18 protein-coding genes and 2 pseudogenes are annotated in these 22,534 nt (G+C 60.6%); 8 read left to right on the forward strand and 12 right to left on the reverse strand.

Annotation, left to right across the window (positions count from 1 at the left end):
• A partial coding sequence (locus KB874_RS20640) for a tyrosine-type recombinase/integrase (RefSeq protein WP_212538462.1) occupies nucleotides 1–430 on the reverse strand: 430 nt, incomplete at its 3' end.
• A gap of 575 nt (nucleotides 431–1,005) precedes the next feature.
• Here KB874_RS20640 and KB874_RS20645 point away from each other — a divergent pair.
• Nucleotides 1,006–1,222, forward strand: a pseudogene (locus KB874_RS20645) (transposase); the annotation flags it as partial.
• Nucleotides 1,223–1,313: 91 nt separating this feature from the next.
• Here KB874_RS20645 and KB874_RS20650 read toward each other — a convergent pair.
• From KB874_RS20650 to KB874_RS20695, 10 genes are all read right to left on the reverse strand, one after another.
• Entirely contained in the window at nucleotides 1,314–2,486 is a 1,173-nt protein-coding gene (locus KB874_RS20650) for a M20 aminoacylase family protein (protein WP_249200705.1), read from the reverse strand.
• The gene (locus KB874_RS20655; protein WP_212538463.1) at nucleotides 2,483–3,367 is read right to left on the reverse strand and encodes an NAD(P)-dependent oxidoreductase; all 885 of its coding nucleotides are present in this window, start codon (nucleotides 3,365–3,367) and stop codon (nucleotides 2,483–2,485) included. Before KB874_RS20655 ends, KB874_RS20650 begins: the two co-directional genes overlap by 4 nt.
• Nucleotides 3,364–5,751 (reverse strand): xanthine dehydrogenase family protein molybdopterin-binding subunit, encoded by a 2,388-nt coding sequence (locus KB874_RS20660; RefSeq protein ID WP_212538464.1) that lies wholly within the window; start codon nucleotides 5,749–5,751, stop codon nucleotides 3,364–3,366. Before KB874_RS20660 ends, KB874_RS20655 begins: the two co-directional genes overlap by 4 nt.
• Nucleotides 5,748–6,242 (reverse strand): (2Fe-2S)-binding protein, encoded by a 495-nt coding sequence (locus KB874_RS20665; protein ID WP_212538465.1) that lies wholly within the window; start codon nucleotides 6,240–6,242, stop codon nucleotides 5,748–5,750. The genes KB874_RS20660 and KB874_RS20665 overlap by 4 nt, the downstream gene beginning before the upstream one ends.
• The gene (locus KB874_RS20670) at nucleotides 6,239–7,123 is read right to left on the reverse strand and encodes an FAD binding domain-containing protein (RefSeq protein ID WP_212538466.1); all 885 of its coding nucleotides are present in this window, start codon (nucleotides 7,121–7,123) and stop codon (nucleotides 6,239–6,241) included. The genes KB874_RS20665 and KB874_RS20670 overlap by 4 nt, the downstream gene beginning before the upstream one ends.
• Entirely contained in the window at nucleotides 7,120–8,235 is a 1,116-nt protein-coding gene (locus KB874_RS20675) for an ABC transporter ATP-binding protein (RefSeq protein ID WP_212538467.1), read from the reverse strand. Before KB874_RS20675 ends, KB874_RS20670 begins: the two co-directional genes overlap by 4 nt.
• A 13-nt stretch (nucleotides 8,236–8,248) precedes the next feature.
• Nucleotides 8,249–9,223 carry a carbohydrate ABC transporter permease gene (locus KB874_RS20680; RefSeq protein ID WP_212538468.1) on the reverse strand — a complete coding sequence of 325 codons (975 nt, stop codon included), beginning with the start codon at nucleotides 9,221–9,223 and terminating at the stop codon, nucleotides 8,249–8,251.
• Complete coding sequence (locus tag KB874_RS20685; protein ID WP_212538469.1) at nucleotides 9,223–10,143, reverse strand: carbohydrate ABC transporter permease; 921 nt, start codon at nucleotides 10,141–10,143, stop codon at nucleotides 9,223–9,225. The genes KB874_RS20680 and KB874_RS20685 overlap by 1 nt, the downstream gene beginning before the upstream one ends.
• 74 nt (nucleotides 10,144–10,217) lie before the next feature.
• On the reverse strand, nucleotides 10,218–11,540 hold the full coding sequence (locus tag KB874_RS20690; protein WP_212538470.1) for an extracellular solute-binding protein: 1,323 nt from the start codon (nucleotides 11,538–11,540) through the stop codon (nucleotides 10,218–10,220).
• A gap of 226 nt (nucleotides 11,541–11,766) precedes the next feature.
• Nucleotides 11,767–12,468 (reverse strand): TetR/AcrR family transcriptional regulator, encoded by a 702-nt coding sequence (locus KB874_RS20695; protein WP_212538471.1) that lies wholly within the window; start codon nucleotides 12,466–12,468, stop codon nucleotides 11,767–11,769.
• A gap of 183 nt (nucleotides 12,469–12,651) precedes the next feature.
• Here KB874_RS20695 and KB874_RS20700 point away from each other — a divergent pair, with 183 nt between their 5' ends.
• Entirely contained in the window at nucleotides 12,652–12,963 is a 312-nt protein-coding gene (locus KB874_RS20700; RefSeq protein ID WP_212538472.1) for an NIPSNAP family protein, read from the forward strand.
• A gap of 285 nt (nucleotides 12,964–13,248) precedes the next feature.
• Here KB874_RS20700 and KB874_RS23410 read toward each other — a convergent pair.
• Nucleotides 13,249–13,656, reverse strand: a pseudogene (locus KB874_RS23410) (hypothetical protein); the annotation flags it as partial.
• A 151-nt stretch (nucleotides 13,657–13,807) separates the two neighbouring features.
• On the opposite strand from KB874_RS23410, the gene KB874_RS20710 reads away from it, so the two are divergent.
• The 6 genes from KB874_RS20710 to KB874_RS20735 are packed head-to-tail and all read left to right on the forward strand — an operon-like array spanning nucleotide 13,808 to nucleotide 22,086.
• Nucleotides 13,808–14,686: a BrxR family helix-turn-helix transcriptional regulator gene (locus KB874_RS20710; RefSeq protein ID WP_212538473.1), complete on the forward strand. Its 879-nt coding sequence runs from the start codon at nucleotides 13,808–13,810 to the stop codon at nucleotides 14,684–14,686.
• A 27-nt stretch (nucleotides 14,687–14,713) separates the two neighbouring features.
• Nucleotides 14,714–15,199, forward strand: a complete 486-nt coding sequence (locus KB874_RS20715) for a BrxE family protein (protein ID WP_249200720.1) — start codon at nucleotides 14,714–14,716, stop codon at nucleotides 15,197–15,199.
• On the forward strand, nucleotides 15,196–15,984 hold the full coding sequence (locus KB874_RS20720; protein WP_212538475.1) for a DUF1819 family protein: 789 nt from the start codon (nucleotides 15,196–15,198) through the stop codon (nucleotides 15,982–15,984). Before KB874_RS20715 ends, KB874_RS20720 begins: the two co-directional genes overlap by 4 nt.
• Entirely contained in the window at nucleotides 15,965–16,540 is a 576-nt protein-coding gene (locus tag KB874_RS20725; RefSeq protein WP_212538476.1) for a BREX protein BrxB domain-containing protein, read from the forward strand. Before KB874_RS20720 ends, KB874_RS20725 begins: the two co-directional genes overlap by 20 nt.
• 27 nt (nucleotides 16,541–16,567) lie before the next feature.
• Nucleotides 16,568–20,194, forward strand: coding sequence for a BREX system P-loop protein BrxC (gene brxC / locus KB874_RS20730; protein ID WP_212538477.1), 3,627 nt, complete (start codon nucleotides 16,568–16,570; stop codon nucleotides 20,192–20,194).
• 2 nt (nucleotides 20,195–20,196) lie between these two features.
• Nucleotides 20,197–22,086, forward strand: coding sequence for an Eco57I restriction-modification methylase domain-containing protein (locus tag KB874_RS20735; RefSeq protein ID WP_212538478.1), 1,890 nt, complete (start codon nucleotides 20,197–20,199; stop codon nucleotides 22,084–22,086).
• The last annotated feature ends 448 nt before the right edge of the window (nucleotides 22,087–22,534 follow it).

Below are 22,534 nucleotides of genomic sequence, written 5' to 3' on the forward strand. Positions count from 1 at the left end.
TCACCTCGCTCGCACGTAGCCCGCCGCCATAGGCCACGCTGAATGCCGCCCGGTAGCGGAGCCCGGGCCCGGGTGCGGCCTCGAGAATACGCGTCACTTCCTCAGCGCTCAGCACGACAGGTATCTTCTTGGCTGCCCGCTGATACCGCATGTGCCGCTTCATCTCCGGGCGCGGACAGGTCGTGGCATAGAAAAAGCTCAACACCGTCAGCCGATTATTGAAGGTCGGCGCGCCCACGCCGCGCTCCTTCATGTCGAGTTGAAACGCCCGCAACTCCTCCGGTGTCGCGCTATCAGGCGAATGGCCCAGATACCGCGTGAACTCCCGCATCGCCCGCAGATACATCGTCTGCGTCTTGGGCTGCAGCCCCTTGATCCGCATGTCTTCGAGAAAGCGTTGGCGCAGCGCAGGCACATATCGGTCCGTCATCGAAACCTCCTGTCATCAGATTGAGAAGGTCCCAATCGTCTGACAGGCGTGCTCATCTACAAAATCGCAGCGCCAAGTTCAGCGCGCATAACCCGCCACAAGCGCCAATACCGCGAGAGCGGTTTCGTCCTTGTCCCGCATAGCTGACCTTTACAGAGCGAGTGATGCAGCGCGACGTCATCGACGACCGTTTCAGCGATGCCGCACTGCGGCACCCACAGGTCGCTCGAAGGTCCGGAATGGGCCGATCACGTCGGTTTCGAATGCATTCTTGCGTCCGAAACCCCAGGCCACAGTTTTGGATCGCCTAGGCTGGATGTTTTTTGCGTTGATCGTAAAGGCGGGCGCGTGGTCGACATCGGGATCGACTGCCAGATAATGCCCGAGATGACAGGCGAAGGCGACATCTCAGAGCCGTCTTTCAGCTACAAATAGCGTCCGCAAACACCTGCGGAGATCATGAGGCCTCCGAGGTCACGACCGTCCTCCAATCGACAGCGCCCGGGTAATCCTCCCCGATCTTAGGGGGGATGCGGACGTAGAATTTTCTCGGCAGGATGACTGAGGAGCTTCCAATGAAGAAGACACGTTTCACAGAAGCCCAGATCATGGGTGTGCTGCGCCAAATGGAGGGCGGTGTGCCTGCCGCCGAGCTGTGCCGTGAGCACGGGATGAGCAGCACCACGCTGTACAAATGGCGAGCGAAGCATGACGGCATGGACGCCAGTCTCATCAGTGAGATGAAGGCGATGGCCGAGGAGAACCGGCGGCTGAAGCGCATGACCGCTGCCGTGAGTTTTCCGGTCAAACCTTGTCAAGGATTCAGAGCCAGGAGGGAATCGGCACAAATTTAGTACCGCCCTGGCTGTCCCATAGGTGGTTACTAAACTACGTTGGATTGCATGGCTTGGCGCACGACCTCAACAAAATACTGGACGCCTGTTGGCAATATGGCGTCATTGAAGCGATAGGTCGGGCTGTGCAGGATGCAGCCGCCATCCGCGCTGCCATTGCCCAGCCAGACATAGGCCCCCGGAACCGTGTTCAACATGAAGGAAAAATCCTCGGCCGCCATGCTGGGTGCGTTGTCGATATGCAGGGAGCTACGGCCGACCGTGGCTTCGGCGGCCCGCATTGCTAGGGTCACAGCCTTCGGATCGTTCAATGTAGCGGGATAACGCCTTTCATAGGTCAGCTTGGCCCGGGCGTGAAAGGCATCGGCAATCATCTCTGCCCGGCGGGTCATTTCGGACTGAAGCAGGTCCTGCGTGGCCGACGAAAAGCACCGCACCGTTCCACGCAGAACGGCCTGTTCGGGAATGACGTTGAGGGTGTCACCCGCGATGACCTGCGTGATGCTGATCACGGCCGGTTCGGTCGGGCTTACGGCGCGGCTGATGATGGTCTGCCAGGCCATCTGGATCTGCGCCGCGAGGGTGATAGGGTCGATCCCCTCATGGGGCATGGCGGCATGGCTGCCCTTGCCGGTGATCCGCAGTTCGAAAGTGTCCAGGGCTGCCATGACCGGGCCTGCGTGCACGGCAATCTCGCCGGCGGGCAGGCCGGGCCAGTTGTGCATGGCATAGACCTGGCTGATCGGAAACTGGTCGAAAAGGCCTTGGTCGACCATCACGCGGGCGCCGCCTTCGTTCTCTTCGGCTGGCTGGAAAATGAAGACGACGGTTCCGGGCCCGGGTGGATGGGCTGCCATGTGGCGGGCGGCACCCAGCAGCATGGTGGTGTGTCCGTCGTGGCCGCAGGCGTGCATCCGGCCAGGTGTTTGCGAGGCATAGGGGAGGCCCGTCGCCTCTTGCACCGGCAGGGCATCGATATCGGCGCGCAGGCCGATCGACGGCCCGTCGCCATTGCGCAGAACGCCGACCACGCCGGTTCCGGCCAGGCCCTCGTGCACCTCGAGCCCCATCTCGCGCAGCTCCCGGGCAATGAAGGCGGCGGTGCGATGTTCCTGGAATGCCAGTTCCGGGTGGGTGTGCAGATCGTGACGCCATTGCTCCAGCAAGGGTGTCATGGCACGGATCTCGGGCGCGATGGTCATGTGGAGGCTCCATAGAGGCGGAACAGGCCCTGGGTGCCGTCTTGGTCGTGGCCCTGCTCGACGAGGCGATCGAACAGCTTGCGGGCCAGAGCCAGGCCAGGCAGGTCCAGCTTCAGCCGCTCGGCTTCGGCCAGGGCAATCGACATGTCCTTGACGAAGTGATGCACGAAGAAGCCTGGTGCAAAGTCACCCTTCAGCATTTTCGGCCCAAGCACGTTCAGCTGGAAACTGCCCGCCGCGCCGGTTCCGATGGCCTCCAGAACCTGCGCTGCGTCGAGGCCTGCCGCCCGGGCGTAAGCCAGGCTTTCGCAGGTGCCCATGACTGTCGAGGCGATGGCAATCTGGTTGGCCATTTTCGTATGCTGTCCCGCACCCGCAGGGCCCATGTGGGCGATCTTTGCGCCCATCTTCTGGAACAGCGGCATGGCGCGGTTGAAATCGGCGACATCACCGCCAACCATGATCGCCAGCTTGGCGTCTCGCGCGCCAACGTCACCCCCAGATACCGGCGCGTCGAGACAGCCAATCCCGTTTTCGGCCCCCAGCGCGGCGATGCGGGCCGCAAGTTCGGGACTGGAGGTCGTCATGTCGATCAGGGTCGTGCCCGCCTTCGCATGGGCCAACAGGCCCTCCGCTCCGAGGTAGACCTGTTCAACGTCAGATGGATAGCCGACCATGGTGATCACCACCTCGCAGCAGGCGAAACCCGCCGGCGTGTCATGTGCCGTCGCGCCACGCTCTACCAGCGCGGCAGTGCGCGACGCGGTTCGGTTGTAGACATGCAGCGGGTATCCAGCGTCCAGCAGGTGACCCGCCATGTGCTGGCCCATGATGCCCAACCCGATGAAACCGACTGGGGGAAGCCTGGGATCCTGTGTCATTTCGGAGGTACCTTTCCAGCGTTCTTGGACGTCGCGCCGCGCAGCAGATCGCGCAGGCGCTGTGGGGACAACGGCATCTGATCGGCCACGACGCCAAAGGGGGCCAATGCGTCGTTCACCGCGTTGGACAGCGCGCCGATGGCGCCCATGATGCCGCCCTCGGCCATACCCTTGATTCCGGCGGGTGTCCGCCGGCTGGGCGTGTGCAGGGCCAGGATTTCGATCTCCGGCATCTCGGTCGCGGTGGCGATCATGTAATCGCCGAGGGTCGCCGACAGGTTCTGTCCGTCGGCATCGTAGACGACTTCTTCGAAAAGGGCCCCGCTCAGACCCATGGCCACCGCGCCCTGCTGCTGACCGCGCACGACAATGGGATTCAACACGGTGCCACAATCCTCGGCCACCAGGTAGCGCCGGATGCGGAGTTCGCCTGTCGCCGGGGTGAGTTCCACCTCGCAGGCGTGCGTCGCGTTGGAATAGGTCATCGGCGGTGGATCGTAGGTCAGCGAAAAGTCGAGACCCGGCGCCATCCCGGCGGGTAGCGCCGTCGGGTCCAGGTACGCCGTGCGCGCGAGGTCGGCCAGCGTCAGGCTGGTCGGCTGCCAGTCGCCGTCGAGCAGGCGTTCGACTCGCGCCTCGCGCAGGCGCAACCCGGTGGCATCGTTCAGGTTCAGGACATGGGCGGCAAGGCGCAATACATGGGCCTGCGCCTTTTGCGCACAGAGATACAGGGTTCCGCCGCCTGCAGTGGCGCCGCGCCCACCCCGGCTGCCCATGCCGTAGGGGGCGACATCGGTATTGCCCATCTGCAGACGCACGGCCTCGGCCGTCACACCCAAACCCTCTGCCACCGCCTGGGACAGCGGCGATTCATAGCCCTGACCGCTGCCCATCAAGCCGACCGATGCATTGACGGCGCCGCTGGGTTCGATGCGGACCCAGGCCGCCTCGTGCCCGGATCCGGGGATCCCGGCCGCCTTGTAGAACTTCGAGCCATAGGTCGTGGATTCGACGACGGTACACAGGCCGAGTCCCAGATACCTGCCTTGCTCCCTGCCTTCGGCCTGCCGGGCGCGAAACCCGGGAACGTCGATTGCCGCGACTGCCGCCTCCAGCGTTTCAAGGGGAGTGACGTCCTCCAGCACTTCGCCGGTGGGCATGGTATAGGGCAGATCCGCGACCCGGATCGTGTTGCGCCGCCGCACCTCGACGGGATCCAGACCCAGCCGCGCGGCAATCGCATCGATGGTGCCGTCCATCACCCAACTGGTAATGGCCATGGGCGCGCGCATTGGCCCGTTGCCGCACTTGTTGGTCAGCGCGACCTGCACGTCGAAGGCGTAGTCCGCGATCCGATACGGCCCGGTCAAGATCATCGCGACCACGCGCGCCATGTAGTTGGCAGGATAGAAGCAATAAGCCCCGAAATCCTCGGTGAGCCAGAGTTCAAGGCCCAGAATCCGCCCATCGGCGGCGACGGAAACCCGTGTACGGCAAACGGATTCCCGGGCGTGGCTGGCCGACGTCAGGTTTTCCAGCCGGTCCTCGCGCCAGCGAACGGGGCGGCCGAGATGGCGCGAGAGGGCCGCGACGCACAGTTCTTCGCGGTAAAGGGCGATCTTCTGGCCGAATGCGCCGCCAATATCAGGACTGACGACAGTGACTTGGGATTCCGCCAGTTTCAGGCGGGCGGCCAGTTGCGAGCGCAGAGGATGAGGCGCCTGGGTTCCGATATGGAAGGTCAGATGCTCACGCCCTGCATCCCAGTCGGCGAGACAACCGCGGGTTTCAAGCGGCGCATGGGTGTGCCGGTGCAAGCCGAAGCGCGCCTCGACGATGGAAAATGCCTCGTCCCGGCGCGCAGCCACGTCACCCGCCGCAAATGTCTGGTGCGACACAAGGTTCGACGGCAGCGAGTCGTCCACCAGAGGCGCCCCCGGCTCCAGCGCCTTTTCGAAACTCGCCACCGCATCCAACGGCTCGAAATCCACCACGACAAGCTCTGCCGCGTCCTCGGCGACATAGCGATCGGTGGCCACGACACAGGCCACCGGATCGCCCTGGAAGCGCACCTTGTCGATAGGCAGGGCCGTCATTTGGACCGGATGAAGCCCCTCGATGGCCGGCTCGAGGCGCAGCTTTGTCGTCCAGCGCGCCAGATCGGCGCCAGTAAAGACGCCGATCACGCCGGGCAGGGCCTGCGCCTCTGCGCTGTCGATCCCGACAATCCGGGCATGGGCAAGTGGCGCGCGGACAAAGCAGACATGCAGTGCGCCGGGCAGGACGATGTCATCCAGGAACCGCCCTTTTCCCAGCAAGAGCCGCCGATCCTCCTTGCGCGGCAGGGCGCGGCCGATCTGGGTGAAGAGGGTGTCGCCGCTCATGCCTGCCCCTCGCCGCGCATGACGCGTGCCGCCGACAGGATTGCTGCCACGATGGGTTGATACCCGGTGCAGCGGCAAAGATTGCCCGACAACACATCGCGCACCTCGTCTTCGGTCGGATCGGGCACCTCGGCCAGAAAGGCCTGGAAGGTCATGATGATCCCGGCAGTGCAAAACCCGCATTGCAAGGCGTGATGGTCATGCAGGGCCTGCTGCAGCGGGCTGAACTCACCCCCCTCGGCGACCTTCTCGATGGTGGTGATCTCGTGCCCTTCCATCTGTACGGCAAAGGCAAGGCAGCTGCGCGCGGGGCGTCCGTCGATCAGCACAGTGCAGGCGCCGCACACGCCATGTTCGCAGCCGACATGGGTGCCGGTCAGTATCAAGTCCTCTCGCAATGCGTCCGATAACAGCTTGCGCGGTGCAACTGTCAGACTGCGACGTTCGCCGTTGACGGACAGGGTGATTTCGCGTCTTGCAGGTCCAGTCATGGCTGCACCTCGCTTACTCGGGCACGCTTCACCGCCTCGGCCAGGGCGCGGATCGACAGGACCTCGACGATCTCGCGGCGGAAGGCCTCGGTGGCTTTCGAGTCGTCTTCGGCCGGAACGGTCGCCGCGATCTGTTGCGCCGTGTCCCTCTGCCATGCCGGCGTGGGATGATGTCCTCGCGCCCCGGCTTCGAGGTCGGCAAGGCGCTGCGCGACCGGCGCGGTCCCGCCCACGCAACAGCGCAGATCGGCGAGAGTGCCATCCTCTGCGAGGTCCAGGATCACGGCCACGCTTGCCAGGGCATAGTCGCCCCGGCGGCGGCAGAAATTCTGGAATGACCAGCCCTGCGTTGGGGACTGCAGCGGGAAGCCGAGGCCGGTCACGATTTCATCATCGTCGAGGGCAACCTCCATCGCAGACAGCACGAAGTCTGCCACCGGAACAGACCGGACACCCCTGCGGGACTGGATCGTCACCTCGGCGTCCAGCGCCAGGGCGACAAGTGGGATCTGGGCCGCCGGATCCGCCTGCACCAGGCTGCCCCCCATCGTGCCACGCTGCCGGATCGCGTAATGACCGATGGTGCCGACAGCAGCGGCCAGCAGAGGCATGCAGCGGCGCCCCTCGGGCGATGTGGCCACGGCATGATGCCGAACCAGGGCACCGATCTCGAACCAGTCGTCCCGCCGACGCATCTGCCCTAGGTCAGCCAGGTCGTTGATGTCGATCACATGCTCGGGCATCGCCATGCGCAGGTTCAGTAATGGCCCAAGGCTTTGCCCGCCCGCCAGGATCTGCGCATCTGCGCCATGCGCGGCCAGCAGGTCCAGAACCGCATCCAGCGTAGCGGGGCGGTGATAGGTGAAGGGGGCGGGTTTCACTGCGCTGCACCGTCCTCCCAGATCAGGGATCTGGAAGTCTCCGGGTCGAAGACGTGCAGTCGGCTGAGATCGACCGCCAGGTCGACGGTTTCGCCGGGCTTGTGCGCCAGATCCTTGCCGACGCGGAAGTAAAGCTCCTGCTTGTCGAAATGCACGCCCAGGTATTGGTCCGATCCGATGGGCAGCACCGATTTGACGCGCGCCCGCAACAGGTTGTCAGCCCCAGCCTGGTGCCGTTCATCCACATCTTCGGCGCGGATACCCAGGGTGACATGGCGCCCCCCTTGCCCGGCCAGACGCTCGGCCACATGCGGGGGCAGCCGCAAGGACAGATCGCCCCGGCGAAACAGGCTGCCGCCATCGACGGTGTCGATCTGGCCGTCCAGGTAATTGATCGGTGGGCTGCCCAGGAACGAGGCGACGAACGTGTTGCGCGGCCGCTCATAGATATCGTCGGGCGTACCGATCTGTTGCACGACGCCGTCGCGCATCACCACGATGCGGTCGGCCAGTGTCAGTGCCTCGGCCTGATCGTGCGTGACGAAGACGAAGGTTGTCTGCATCGTCCGGTGCAATTCCTTGATTTCGGCCCGCATCGAAATGCGCAGGGCCGCATCGAGATTCGACAGCGGCTCATCCATGAGGAACACCGCGGGTTCGCGCACCATGGCGCGGCCAAGGGCCACCCTCTGACGTTGCCCGCCCGAGAGGTTGCCGGGACGGCTGTCCAGCAGATGGGTGATCTCCAGCCGTGTGGCGGCGTCGCGCACGCGGCGGTCGATCTCGGCCTTGTCCATCCGCCGCATCCGCAGCCCAAAGCCGATGTTCTCGTACACCGACTTGTGCGGGTAGAGTGCATAGGACTGGAACACCATCGCCACGTCTCTCTTGTGAGGCGGTGCATCGTTGACGATGCGGTCGTCGAACAACAGTTCGCCGTCGCTCACCTCTTCCAGGCCCGCAATCATGTTCAGCGTGGTGGACTTGCCGCAACCGGACGGTCCCAACAGCACAAGGAATTCCTTGTCGCGGATTTCCAGGTTCAGGTCTTTCACCGCGTGAAAGCCGTTGGCATAGCGTTTGTTGACTTTGTTGAACTGGATGCGCGCCACGGGTGGTCCTTTCTCAGCCCTTCACCGCGCCGGCAGTCAGGCCCGACACGATGTAGCGTTCGAACACGATCGCCACGATGACGGGCGGGACGATGGCCAGAACGCCAGCGGCATTGATGAACGAAAAACTGATGGTGAAGTCGGAGGTGAAGGCCGCCAGCAGGATGGGCAGCGTCTGCGAGGCTTCGGTCTGGGTGAACATCAGCGCCAGCAGGAATTCGTTCCAGCTGGTCAGGAAGGTGAAGAGCACGACCGCCACCAGCGACGGCAGAGACAGCGGCAGATAGACATGGATCAACGCCTGGAAGCGCGAACATCCATCGACGCGGGCGGCCTTGTCCAGTTCGTCCGGCAAGCCTTCGAAATACTGCACGAGGATGAAGACGGTAAACGGCACCGTGACCGCGAGGTAGGTGATGATCAACGAGGAGAGCGTGTCGAGCAGGCCAAGGTTCTTAATCATCAGGAAGAAGGGCACCACAAGCGCGATGTCGGGGATGACCCGTGTGGTCAGGATGAAATAGACCGACGCGTTGCGCGCCATGAACCGGATCTTGGCGATGGCATAGGCGGCAGGTACCCCAACCAGCAGGTTCAGCACCACCACGGCACAGGCCACGATGAAGCTGTTGCCCATGGCCGGAAGCAGGCTTTTCGCCGTCGACGGGATGAAGCCGCCCGACACGGGGTCGACCCCGCTGCGGTTTTCATAGGTGATCTCTTCCTCTTCGGTCGCGGAAAAGATCGCTCGGTAGTTTTGCAGGGTGGGCTCTTCGGGAATCCAGTGCGGCGGAACCGACGTGATCTCGGCCTCGGTCTGGACCGACGACGACACCAGCCAGACCACCGGGGCCAGGACGTAGATCGAAAGGACCACGGCACTGACGAAGATCACCATGCGCCGCACCCAGAGCGCCCGCAGGCGTGCTCGGCGATAGCCTTCGGCGTCCCGGCGTGATTGTTCGGATACCTGGATGGCCGTGTCCATCACATCCTCCGTCCCAATGTGCGGATGAAGAAATACGACAGCCCGAACGTCGCCAAGGCCAGGACATAGGACATCGCCGCGCCGCTTCCGAACGAGAGGTTGCGGAATGTCTCGACATAGATGTGCCAGGACAGCACATGCGACGCGCTGCCCGGCCCGCCTTCGGTCAACACGAAGAACAGGTCGAAGTGCCGTATCGCCATCATGGTTTCGTAGATCATCACCAGCATGAAGCCTGGCCGCATCGCGGGCAGCGTCACGTGGACAAAGCGTTGCCAGACCGTGGCGCCGTCGACGCGTGCCGCGGCATAGAGATCATCGGGAATGGATTTGAGCGTCACCAGCAACAGGATCGTGGCCAGCGGCACTTCCTTCCAGACAAAGGCGTTGGCGATCAACATCAGCGTTTTGTCCTGATCCCCAAGCCAGACCATGTATTTGTCTATAAAATCAAGTTGGTACAGGACACCGTTCAAGGCGCCGTAGCCCGAGTCGTAGATCCATTTCCACATCAGCGCGTTGGCGACGTAGGGAATGGCCCAGGGGATCAGCAGGATTGTGGACAGGAACCGCCTGCCCCGGAACTGCTCGTTCAACAAGAGCGCGATCAAGAGCGAGATCACCGCGATCGCGGCGACAGAGGTGACCGTGAAGGTGACCGTCCGGCCCACGGACATCCAGAACTCATGATCGCCCAGTAGGTCCGTGTAGTTCTCGAACCATATGAAGGGCTGGCGGTTCGGGCGGGTCAGCTTGATGCGGAACAGGCTGATGTAGAAGGAATAGAGGATCGGAAAGACCGCGACGGCCATCAGGACCGCCATCACGGGGGCAAGGAACACCAGCGCGCTGCGTTCTTCATAGCCGATGCGATCCCACACGCCACGCTTGCGGGTGTGGGGGATGTCGGTCGCAGTCACGATCAAGTCCTCCTTCGGGGGTCAGCAGACAGGTCTGGCGGCGCCGGGTACTCCCCCGCGCCGCTGGACGCTTCTCAGTAGGCGTCTTTCAATTCGGTCCACAGATCCGAAGACGCCTTGACCGCCGCCGCCGCATCGGTGTTTCCGATGATGGCCGATTGCCAGGCCGACCCGTTGGTCTCGTTCCACTCTCCAAACCACGGGGTGACGACATCCTTTTTCTGAGCCAACGCCTGCTGTGCCTGGATCATGTCGACATCGCCGTAGGAGTCATAGGCGGCACGAATGTCCGGATCCTGGAAAAGCGGCTTGGTGCCGAAACCGGCGCCGATGTCGAGGAACAGCAGCTTCTGGAAAGTGTAGGCGCCATCCGCCTTCCCGCCGAACCATTCGATGAGCTTGGCGGTATTGGCCGCACGCGTCGCGTCGGCGGCAGCGGCCGCAGACATGCCATGGAACCGCATCCAGCCGACCGTGGCGTGCGATCCGTTCGGACCCATCGGCATCATTGCCTGCTTCACGTTGCCCGCGATGGACGATTGCGCCGGGTCGTTCAGGGTGCGCAGCCGGTACTTCGCGATCATGGCAAAGGCATGGTTGCCCGACGAGAACGCCTTGAGCCCGTTCAACTCGCCGGTCTCTACGCAGGCGGGGGAGATGATCTTGTGGGTGTTCACCGCGTCCACGACCCACTGCAGCGCCTCCTGCACGCCCGGCGACGAGGTCATCACCGATGCGCCAGCTTCGTCGGTGAAACGGCCCCCGTGCGAGAAGACCAGCGCCGAGATGAACTCGATCAGCCAGCTTTCCTGCGCCATGGCCAGCATCATCGGATGTTCCGAGATGCCCTTTTCCTTCATGGCCAGCGACTGCTCGACCACTTCGGCCCAGGTCGTCGGCGGGCCGTCGAACCCGGCGGCGGCCACTTTTTCGGCGTCGTAGAAGAACGCCATGTAGTCCGAGTAATAGGTCAAGCCGTACTGCCGCCCGCCATAGGTCATCGAGTTGGTGCAGAAATCGTCGGCCTCGGCGTTGTACGCCATCAAGGTCTCATTCTCGTCGATCGGCGCGATCCAGCCCGCCTCGGCCCATTCCGGCAGCCAGGCGTCGGAGACCCACATCATGTCGAGCGGCGCGCCACCGACGAATTTCGTCACCATGGCGTCGCGGTACTGGGCATAGGGCGAATTGCCATAGTCCACCGTCAGCCCTGTCTTGGCCGTGAACGCCGCAAGGTGGCTTTGCACCGTGTCGACTGCCGCCGACCAGGTCTGCATGTGAATGTCCGCCGACTGTGCGCGCAGCAAGCCGGGCGTGGCCAGCGTCAGTGCCCCTGCCGCAGCAGATGTCCTCAGGAAGTCGCGCCGTCCAAGGTGAGTCTTCGCAAATCGTGACATGGTCTCGTCCTTTCATTTCGACTTGACTGCGAGCAGAGCCAACTTCGCGGCGGTCTTTAGACGCTGACCTCGAACACCCTGGCCCTCGACAAGAACGCTAGGGAAGATTCTATAAGTCGTCAACTGACGACATATGTTGTAGGGCAGTATCCGGCAAATGCCGCTTTTGTGGGCGGGACGCGGCGCTAACAAGGTCGAAAAGTGCGATCCACGCCTCGGGTCGGGGTCAGTCCAGATGATCGGCGTAGTCCTGCACCATCGACTCGAAGCCCACCATGAATGTGCGGACGTGCATTGCGATGACCTTCTGCTCGGGCAGGATATTGCTCGCCTTGTAAAGGTGGCGTCTGATCGCGTAGTGCGAGATCGCTCCGTGAAGTGTCCATCCCATCTCGTGCAGCGCGGTGCGGTCGTCGGGCAGGGTCACAGCCTTTTCCTCTGCCACCTCGCGCACGATGACCTCCATCAGGTGGGTGACGATGGCCGAAATGTAGTCGGGTGCCATGCGCGCCTCCGACAGCGACGCATACATGAACAGTCGCAACCATTTCCGTGTCAGGGTGACCTTGAGATAATCCTCGTAAAACAATATGATACGTTTCTCGGCGGGGCGGGATCTGTCTTGCAGTTCGGCAAACCAGGTCGGTTTGAACACGCCGAGGATCTCTTGCCGGTAGACCTCGTCCAGCAGGTCCTCCTTGGTGGGAAAAAACCGATACAGCAGCCGTTGCGAGATCCCGCATTCATCCGCCAGGCGGCGGGTTTGGGCGGTTAAACCATTATCGGCAAAGAACTCCGTGGCCGTCTTCAGTATCTGCGCCTTGCGTTCCGCGTGCGGCAGCCTTTTCCGCCCTGCCTTGGGCCGAGCTGACTCGGCTGACTTCCGGCCTGTCGCCGCGTCCCTCAATGCTTCCGATTTCGCCTTCAAAGTCGGATTCCCCGTATCTGCCCGGGATATCTCACCGCGCCTGCGCACCGATACATGCTGACCGTGGCTGCAGCAAGCGCACCAAGCAAGTAATCAGTTGACGACTTCATGCTTGTGAAACGCTGCGATCCGCTCGTAGTCTCGGGCCAACCGCTATTTCGCGACATCACGCCGGAGGCATCTATGATCTATGAACACCGAACCTACCGCGTTTCTGCCGGCAAGGCGCCCGAGTTCCTGAAGCTTTACGAGGCCGAGGGACTCCACATCATTACCCGTTATGCCAAGCTCGTCGGATGTTGGACGACAGAGAGCGGGACGCTCAACTCGATCGTGTTTCTTTGGGCGTACAATGACCTGGGGCACCGGACCGAACAGCGTGCCAAACTGGGTGCAGACCCTGAATGGCAGGCTTTCGTGCCCAAGATCCTTCCCTACCTGGTGCACCAGGAAAGTTTCTTTCTGGCACCGGCCTCGTTTTCACCACTCGGGTAGACCGACGCGCAAGGGCGCCCGACGCGCGCACTTGCGACGGACCTGCGCCGTCGCAATAAAGCAGCAGCCATTCCCGCCCGAGGCGACCTCTCCCCAGGGAGTTTGGTAATCCATCGAACTCTTCGACCAATGAGCGCCAGCTGGTCAGGGGGCAGGTGCATCCGTTCGTAGGAAACCGTCCCGGGATCGTCGACGTCCCATGGGTGCTTCCCTCAACCGACCTTGCAGCCCCAGAAGGAGGTCTGATCGGCAGCGAAATACCCGTCCTGCGCGCGGAAGTGGAGATTATGTAGCTACTGCAAATCCAGCAGCTACGGAATTTCGGGGTCCATCTGACCTCCCCTTCAGGAGCGCCGAATGGCGCTTCCAGTAGGGGTTGGTCAGCCTTGGGTCCGGGGCGCTCTCCCTGGCGCCCGACTTTCCCCGCCGCGGTCGCGAGACCGCACGGAGGTCCGTCATGCTCTCGTCGAAGCGCCGGACCAGATCGCGGAGCGTGACGCTCCGGGTCCGGGGCGACGACGAGGCTTTGCGCGAGCGTTTCCGCCCGGCGGGCGATGACAGACCGGGGAGAGCGGAACGTCCGTCCCCCTTGGTCGTCTCTTGATCCGCCGGCTGACCGGTTACCGCCTTCGCGATGTTCCGGGCGCCGTTCACGTCCGCATGCAACTTCCTGCCGCAATGGCGGCAGTGGAATGTCTCACCCCCCGCCGCAAGTCACGCGCCAAAGCTCTGATTTGCGACGCATTTCGATTGCGCCACCTTCCCGGCTCGGCTAGCCTCGGCTCAGGCCCAGTAAATGGGCGCGCATAGTTATCGTGCGCATCGCCCGAGCCGGGAGAGCGTGATGGACAACGACAGGTCGGAACTTCGATGGGGCGTCGAGCAGCGCCTCGAGTTCATAGAGTTCCGCTTGTTCTGGGAGGGACATGTGAACCGCAGCGATCTGATGGACCAGTTCGGGGTCTCGGTGAACCAGGCGTCCACCGACCTGAATCGCTACATCGGCTTCGCGCCAGACAACATGGTCTACGACAAGAGCGCGCGGACCTACGTCCGCGGCTCTGAGTTCAAGCCGCAGTTCCTCAAGCCTGACGCCAGTCGCTACCTCGCGCAGCTGCGCTCTTTGGCTGATGGCATAATGGACAGCGAAGATACCTGGATCGCTGAGCTGCCGTCATATGATGCCGCACCGACGCCTACCCGCGGCGTAAACCCTGTCATTCTCCGATCCGTTGTCGGCGCCATCCGCCGTTCAGAGGCCATCGAGGTGAAGTATCAGTCGCTGTCACGCCCTGAGCCTTGTTGGCGGTGGATCGCGCCCCATGCCATCGGGTTCGATGGCTTCCGATGGCACACGCGGGCCTTCTGCAAGATGGACGAGATGTTCAAGGACTTCCTACTCTCCCGCATCATCTCGACGCGCGGCGTTGAAGCCAGTGAGGTCACGGATGCCGCCGATGAGGACTGGCAAGAGCATGTCACGCTTGAGATCGCCCCCCACCCAGAGTTGTCTGAAAGCCAGAAGAAGGTGATCGCCCTCGACTATGGAATGCGAGATGGCAAAGCAACGATCCAAGTTCGTCGGGCGCTTCTCTATTATGCTCTCAAGAGACTGGGGCTCGACAACAACGTGGCAGCCCGCCCTCCTCAAGAGCAGCAAATTGTCCTTATGTCCCCAATCACAGGTTTCCCACAGGGCAGCTCTATTGAAAGTGAAGGCTAGATGGTTCTTAGTGAACAGTCCACTTTTATGCGGCGGATAATAGCGCTTCGATATCTTGTCGGGTTCCTCGGTGAGAAATCGCAGTGCAATTGGTGGCCGACATCGTTTTACGAGACGTCGAGCATTCGGTTTCTCGAGCCGGTGTTTTCCCGAACAGCTCCTCTCGCACAGTACCATGGCGCAGTGGAGGCAGCACGTCGGTTCCACGACGAAAACTTGAGCGTGGGTTCATTCCATATCTTCCGGCTTCCAGAAGAGATCGAACAAGACCTGCACGAAATGGTGCAGGCACAACTGCTCGAGCTCTTTGATCCCGGCTTGATCGTTGATCGGGCGTCCGCTCTGAACGCTCTTTCCAAGGTCAGCAATGGAGCAGCTGGAGAGGCTGTCGGACCCGTGCTGGTTGGAAAGATCGACGAACTCCGCGCATCCGCTCTTTTGGACAAAATTGGCGCGATCTACCAGATCGCGCTGTCATCCGACACACACGCACTTCCCTACTTGGTCGCATGATGGAACGGGCGCCATACACAACTCAATTGCAGGCAGGGCTTGGCCTTGTGAACGAGACGAGAGCTCTTCTCGAGTTGTGGTCACCGGGCATGTCGGCGAGCCAGTTGCATGAAATTGCGCTGAAGTCCGGGAGATTTCCCGAAATTACTGCGCGACGCCTACGGAACATTGTCTCGGAGTGCTTTGCACCGCGTTACCTGACGGCCGATGGCGAACCCGCACTGCATTTGAAGAAATTATCCGCCGAACTCCCCGCATCAGAGCTTGTCCAGCTCATGCTGGTTTTTACAAGTCGAGCGAACCCCATTCTTGGCGACTTTATTCGCGACGTCTACTGGGCACGTTACGCGGGCGGCTACCAAGAGATCTCCAGCGACGACGCAAGAGCGTTTGTAGAACGGGGAATTGACGATGGGAAGACATCGAAACGGTGGTCTGAATCGACGGTCCGACGAGTATCTGCATACCTAACTGGATGTTGTGCCGACTATGGGTTGCTTGAACGTGGATTGCGGTCAAGTCGGCGCATTCTTCCGTTTCGAATTTCAGCCACGACAAGTGCATATCTCGCGCACGAGCTCCATTTCCGTGGCATCGGCGACAATGCCGTCCTGAACCATGACGACTGGAAGCTCTTTGGGTTGGAGCGGGACGACGTACTTGATGAGATGAAGCGTCTTTCACTGAAAGGTCTCATCATTATCCAAGCCGCTGGAGATGTCGTGCGGGTGGGCTGGAAGCAACACGACATGGAGGAGCTTTGCGATGTCCTCGCTAAGGGCTGACTTTGACGAACTTCGAGAGAGGATTCGGCATGGCCGCGAACTCGGGCATGCGAGCTTCGAGCCAATCTACTACCTTATCTTTTCTCCGGAGCAGATCTTGGAAGTTAAGCGGCAAACCCCCGCCTGGGAGGCAAAGCTGCACCAAGAAGGCTGGGACGTCCACGTCTTCTCGGTGGCCGAAAATCTGTGGGAACTTCTGCAGGAAGACCCCTTCTGGTCATTGTGCGTTCAACAGGACAAAGCCTCCCCTGGTGATTGGGCCCGAACGAACCTGGCGCTAGCAGATATTGTTTCGAATGCTGGCGGCCTATTGCGCAGGTTGGAGGACGCTCTGAAGCCCCTTGAGGGCAACCCGAGCGCATTGCTCTTGGTCACAGACCTCGAGGCGCTGCATCCGTTCCTCCGAATTGGCGCGATCGAGAGCCAACTCCAAGGCAAGTTTCATGTGCCGACGATCTTCCTCTACCCAGGGGTTCGAACCGGCAAGACCCGCCTAAAATTTCTCGGGTTCTATCCCGAAGACGGCAATTACCGCTCTGTCCACGTTGGCGGCTAGAGGCAGAAAGGTTTCAGGGATACCAAAATGAGCATCAGATCTCTCTTCGATCCAAGCAAAGACATCTACAGGACCATCGAGAAGGTCATTACGTATGGCGCTGCTCAGGAAGATCGCCTGAAATCGGAGATTGCCGAATACGTTGTGACTGAAAGCATCGAGGAGCAGTTCAGACGGCTTCTCGATCGCATGCAACTCGCAATGGAGGCCGGCGGCGAAAATGAAGTGGGCGTGTGGGTTTCCGGCTTCTATGGATCGGGCAAAAGCTCGTTCACGAAATACCTTGGCCTTGCCTTCGATGACAAGCGCACGATCGAAAGCACCCCGTTCATCAAATATCTGCAGGATCGTCTGCATAAGCCGCAAACCAAAGCTCTGCTGAACACGGTTGCACAGCGTTTTCCTGCGGCCGTTGTGATGCTCGATCTGGCAAGTGAGATGCTTGCAGGCGCGACGATGGAGGAAGTATCCACCGTCCTCTATTTTAAGGTGCTCCAATGGGCTGGCTACTCCCGTAACCTGAAGGTCGCGGCATTTGAGCGAATGGTTGAAAAAGATGGCCGCACCGAAGAGCTACATCAACTCGTCGCACAAGCTCTGCCAGGAGCGACATGGGATCGCGTACAGAACAACCCTCTCGCCATTGATGGCCTGATCCCCAAGATCGCGCACGAGATGTATCCGGCGTTGTTCCCAGAAGCGAGAAGCTTCTCTTCTAGCACAGACGGGTTCTTCCAGTTCGAAGACCAACGCGTCCAGGAAATGATCGACATTGTTCGCTCCAAGAGTGGCAAGCAGAACATCATCTTTATCGTCGATGAGGTCGGCCAGTATGTTGCCTCTCGCGACAACCTGATCCTCAACCTGGATGGTCTTGCCAAGAACCTGAAACGTCTCGGAGATGGCAAAGTCTGGATAATCTCAACGGCTCAGCAAACGCTCACCGAAGACGATCCGCGGGCCGCACTCAACTCAGATAAGCTTTACAAGCTGAAGGATCGTTTTCCGATTCAGATCGACCTGGAATCAAGTGATATCAAGGAAATCTGCTATCGGCGGTTGCTAGGAAAATCGCCTAGCGGTGAAGAGCAGCTCGGGAAGTTGTTTGACGCGCATGGTCAAGCGCTGCGACACAACACGCGGCTTCAAGACGCAAAATACTACGATGCCGACTTCAGCCGCGAGACGTTCATAAACCTGTACCCGTTTCTCCCCGCACACTTTGACATTCTTCTCCACTTGCTCGGCGCTCTAGCCAAGTCGACCGGCGGCATTGGCCTACGATCAGCCATCAAGGTCATTCAGGATGTTTTGAAGGGTGAAGGCGGATCGACCGCTATGGCTGATCAACCGGTTGGCTGGCTTGCGACGACCGTCACGCTTTACGACGAACTTGAGAAGGATATTCGACGAGCTTTCCCGTCTATACATCAGGCTGTCGGCAAGGTGCTCATCCGCTTCCCAGATGACGACCTCCATCAAAATATCGCGAAATCAGTCGCGGTTCTTCAGATCCTCGGGAACTTGCCAGTTAGCGTCCAGAATGTCGCCAGCTTGATGCATCCATCTGTCACCTCAGGGTCCCAACTCGACAAGGTAAAAGAAGCTGTTGATGAGATGCTGGGTGATGTGTTGGTTCCGCTCGGAGAGAAGGACGGCAACCTCGTCTTCTTGAGCGAGAAACTTCGGGACATCGAGCAAGAGCGTGGAGCCCTGGCACTTCGCTCCGTCGATGTCCGGCGCATCTTCAGCGACTCTGTGCGTGAAGTATTTGACCCTTTGCCAAGGGTCAGCCTTCACGGGACGTTGGCTGTTGCTTCTGGGATCAAAGTCCAGTCTGGCAGTGCCATAACTAGCCTTGCCGGAGATCAGAACACCGTCCAGACAGTCCTGGAATTGGTGGCTGCCACTGACTATGATGCAGCGCGCAACAGGATGCTTGACGACTCTCGCAGCCGTACTGGGCGGAACATTATCGGTCTGCTTGCGCGCTCCAATGCGGAATTGGATGACTTAGCAAACGAGATCTATCGGTGCCAACGCATTGCAGAACTCCATCGAAACGAACCGGACCAGGAGGTCCGCGACTACTGCTCTGGTCAATTGGATAGGGCGGCCAAGCTGGCCACACAACTTCAAAGCAAGATCAAGCAAACGCTCCAAGCTGGGTCGTTCGTCTTTCGTGGCCAGGCGACAGCAGTGTCTGCACTTGATCCCAATCTGCTGGATGCAGCCAAGAAGCTCCTGAATGATGTAGCGACGCAGGTGTTCGATAGATATGTCGAGGCTCCTGTGCGTGCAGGTACCGATACTGCTGAGAAATTCCTGAAGGTGGCCAATCCTGTCGCGATAAGCAGCGGGATTGATCCGCTTGGCCTTGTTCAAGCCACCTCGGGTCGAGCGTCGTTCAAGACCGACCACAAGGCGATGATAAGCATTCGAGACTACATTGACAAACGCGGCACCGTAGATGGGAAGCGGCTGCTCGACGACTTCAGTAGCGATCCTTTTGGATGGTCGCCTGACACGACCCGCTACATTCTTGCGGCCATGCTGATGGCTGGAGAGATCAAATTGAAGGTTTCCGGTCGAGAGGTGACGGCGGCTGGTCAGCAGGCTATCGATGCGCTCAAGACAAACAATTCGTTCAAGCAGATTGGTGTTGCCCTTCGGGATGAGCGTCCGTCCAACGAAACGCTTGGCCGTGCGGCCGATCGACTTACCGAGTTAATTGGTGACATTGTCATTCCGCTTGAACAGGAAATCAGCAAAGCCGCAGCAAAGCATTTCCCACGCTTCCAACACGACTACGGCTCGCTGGGAGAGAAGCTCAGCGGTTTGGGGCTTGCCGGAGGCGATCGTGTCCGAGTGATGAACCAGGAACTTGCGGACGTCCTGTTCACCGACGCGTCAGACGCACCGCAGCGTCTGGGGGCGGAGACGTCAGCCCTCTTCGACAACCTCAAATGGGCACTTGAGGTGAAGCGTGCGCTGGACAACGGCCTTGATGGAACCCTGCGCGAACTCCAGTGGCATCGCCAAGATATCGAAGCGCTCCCCGATACAGGCGTGCCAGGTGAACTGCGGAACGAACTAAGCGAAGATTTATTGGCACTTTCGGAGCGCCTAAAGACTGCGGACTTCTACAAGCATAGTGCGGACTTCAGCTCGCTGCTCACGCATGTCAAAGGCCGCGTCCGTGAGGCTGTGATTTCGCTTTCAGATCAGCAAAAACAGCGCATCAAGGAAGGCGCGGAGGAGCTTCAGCGCGTGCCTGAATGGGGAGAGTTAACCCAGGAAGAGCGTGGCAGCGCCATCGGCCAGCTGGACAGTCTTGAACTGACGGCGACCCACGACCTTGCGGGGCTACGCAAGCTGCTTGCCCGCGACTATGACATCAGTAGCACGATCGAAGAGCTTCGGCGTTCGATTCAGCGCCAGGGACAGGAGCGCATCCGCCAGCGGATCGAGGACGAGCGCGCTGAGAAAGGCAAGAAGGGCCCGGCCAGGTTCGAGCAAGCTGTTTCTGTGCCCACCAAAATGACGACGGCAGCTGACCTGGACGCGCTTATCCTCAAACTCAACGAGATCAAATCCCAGCTCGCGCTCTACGACGAAATCGAAGTCTCATTCAGCTTCGGCAGTGAGGAGTAGGAATGGCGTTTGATCAGTCCACCCGTAACCGCCTCCAGCGCTTCGTCACCGATGCCCGCCGCACGCTGGAAGAGGAATTTACCCGTCAGCTCCAAAATGATTACGGGCTGGATCCGATTTCCGGCACGGCCTCTCCGCTCGAAAGCCTACGCCACATCAATGACCAACAGCGCGAGACGGCGCGGATCCTGCGCGACACGCTGGCCCACTATTGCGCCAGCGCGGACACCGACACAAAGACTGGGCTCGACCGCATCGTGCGCGAACAGGCCTTCACCGTCCTGAACCGCCTCGCGGCACTCAGGATGGCCGAGGCCCGCGGGCTGCTGATGGAATCCGTCGGCAACGGCTACCAGGCCAAGGGGTTCCAGCTCTACGCCCGTCTGGCAGGCACCGGCCTGGGTGAAACCGGCGACGCCTACCGCGTCTATCTCCAGAGCGTCTTTGACGAGCTGTCACAGGATTTGCCCGGCCTCTTCGACCGCTACTCGCCCCAGGGCCGCCTGTTCCCGCGTGAGGCCGCGCTGATCCAGGTCCTCGCCCTCATCAATCACGGCGAGATCGAACCGCTGTGGGTCGAGGATGAGACGATCGGCTGGATCTACCAGTACTTCAACTCGAAGGAAGAGCGCAAAGCGATGCGCGATGCGTCCCAGGCGCCGCGCAACAGCCGTGAGCTGGCGGTGCGTAACCAATTCTTCACCCCGCGCTATGTGGTGGAGTTCCTGGTCGACAACACGCTGGGACGGCTCTGGTTCAACTGGACGGGCGGGCAGACCGACCTGCGCGACCGCTGCCAATACCTACTGGTGAAACCGGACGAGCAGCCCGAACCCGCCAAGCGCCTGCGCGACCCGCGCACGATCAAGCTTCTCGATCCGGCCTGCGGGTCGATGCATTTCGGGCTCTATGCCTTTGATCTGTTCCTGGAGATCTATCGCGAGGCCTGGGCGTGGGAGCAGACCCATGGCCCCGGTTGCCTGGATACCGAAACCGGCGGCAGCGCCGATCTGAAACCGCTCAGCCAGACCTATGCCGACCAGGACGCGTTCCTGCACGACGTGCCGCGGCTGATCATCGAACACAACATCTACGGCGTCGATATCGACCCGCGCGCGGCGCAGATCGCATCGCTGGCGCTGTGGCTGCGGGCGCAGCGCGCCTGGCATGAGGCGGGCGTGAAGGCCAAGGATCGGCCCCAGGTGGGACGTGGGCATGTGGTGGCGGCCGTCGCGCCCCCGGCCGAGGTGGACCTGCGCAAGCGGTTCATGGAAGAGCTCGACCCCCTGGATGCAGAGCTGTTCGAGAGGACGCTGTTCCTACTCAAGGGCCTGCCAGAGCTTGGGGTACTGTTGCAGGTTGAGAAGGAATTGCCAGCTCTCGTGCGCGCTGTGTTCGGTGAGCATGGCGACCTTTTCCGCGAAGAGGACATGGCGCAATGGCAAAAGGCTGAGTCGCGTTTGCAAGAAGCCCTGAACGAATTTGCACGCGCCGCGCGTGCCACATATCAGGGGCGGCTGTTCGCTGAGGATGCCATTCAGGGCCTTCGGATGATCGACCACTGCCGCGAAGTGTTCGATGTGGTCGTAATGAACCCGCCCTTCGGCGCATTGTCGGCGGGAACCAAGACACAACTAGGCAAGGCTTATCCCTGCAGCAAGAACGATCTCTTGGCGATCTTTGTCGAGCGCGGACTGGAAATGCTAAGGCCCAATGGACTAGTCGGCGCCATTACTTCTCGCACATGTTTTTTTCTTTCAAGCTATCGAAAATGGCGTGAAGAAGTGGTGCTTGGAGTCTCGCAGCCCTTGACCATGGCAGACTTAGGTTTGGGGGTAATGGATGACGCGTTAGTTGAAGCCGCGGCATATGTACTGGAGCGCCGACCATGACCCTGTTTTTAAGGTTGCTTGCTGATACTGATAAGTCAGCTGCTTTGTCGGAAGCAGTTTTTGCAGCAAGGAGCAACCTTGTTGATCAGCGAATTTTCGATGTTTCGGCGGAAGGATTTGAAACGCTCCCAGGCGCGCCGTTTGCCTATTGGGCCACTGATTCAATGAGGGATGCATTTGGTAGTCTTGATAGGATCGGCGACGCAGGGCGGTTAGCCCAACATGGTGGGTCAACGAAAGAAGACTTTCGATTTCTGAGGGTGTGGTGGGAGCTCGACGCTCTTGATGGTCCCACCGAACGCTGGTTTCCATTCGCAAAAGGGGGCGCATACTCACCGTTTTACGCTGACGTTTATCTCGCTGTGAATTGGGAGGATGACGCACGCGAACTCGAAGCCGCACTGCTAAAGAAGTATCCCTATCTAGGAGAAACAGCAAATTGGGTATT

This window comes from Thetidibacter halocola (genome assembly GCF_018224955.1).
Taxonomy (GTDB): Bacteria; Pseudomonadota; Alphaproteobacteria; order Rhodobacterales; family Rhodobacteraceae; genus Thetidibacter; species Thetidibacter halocola.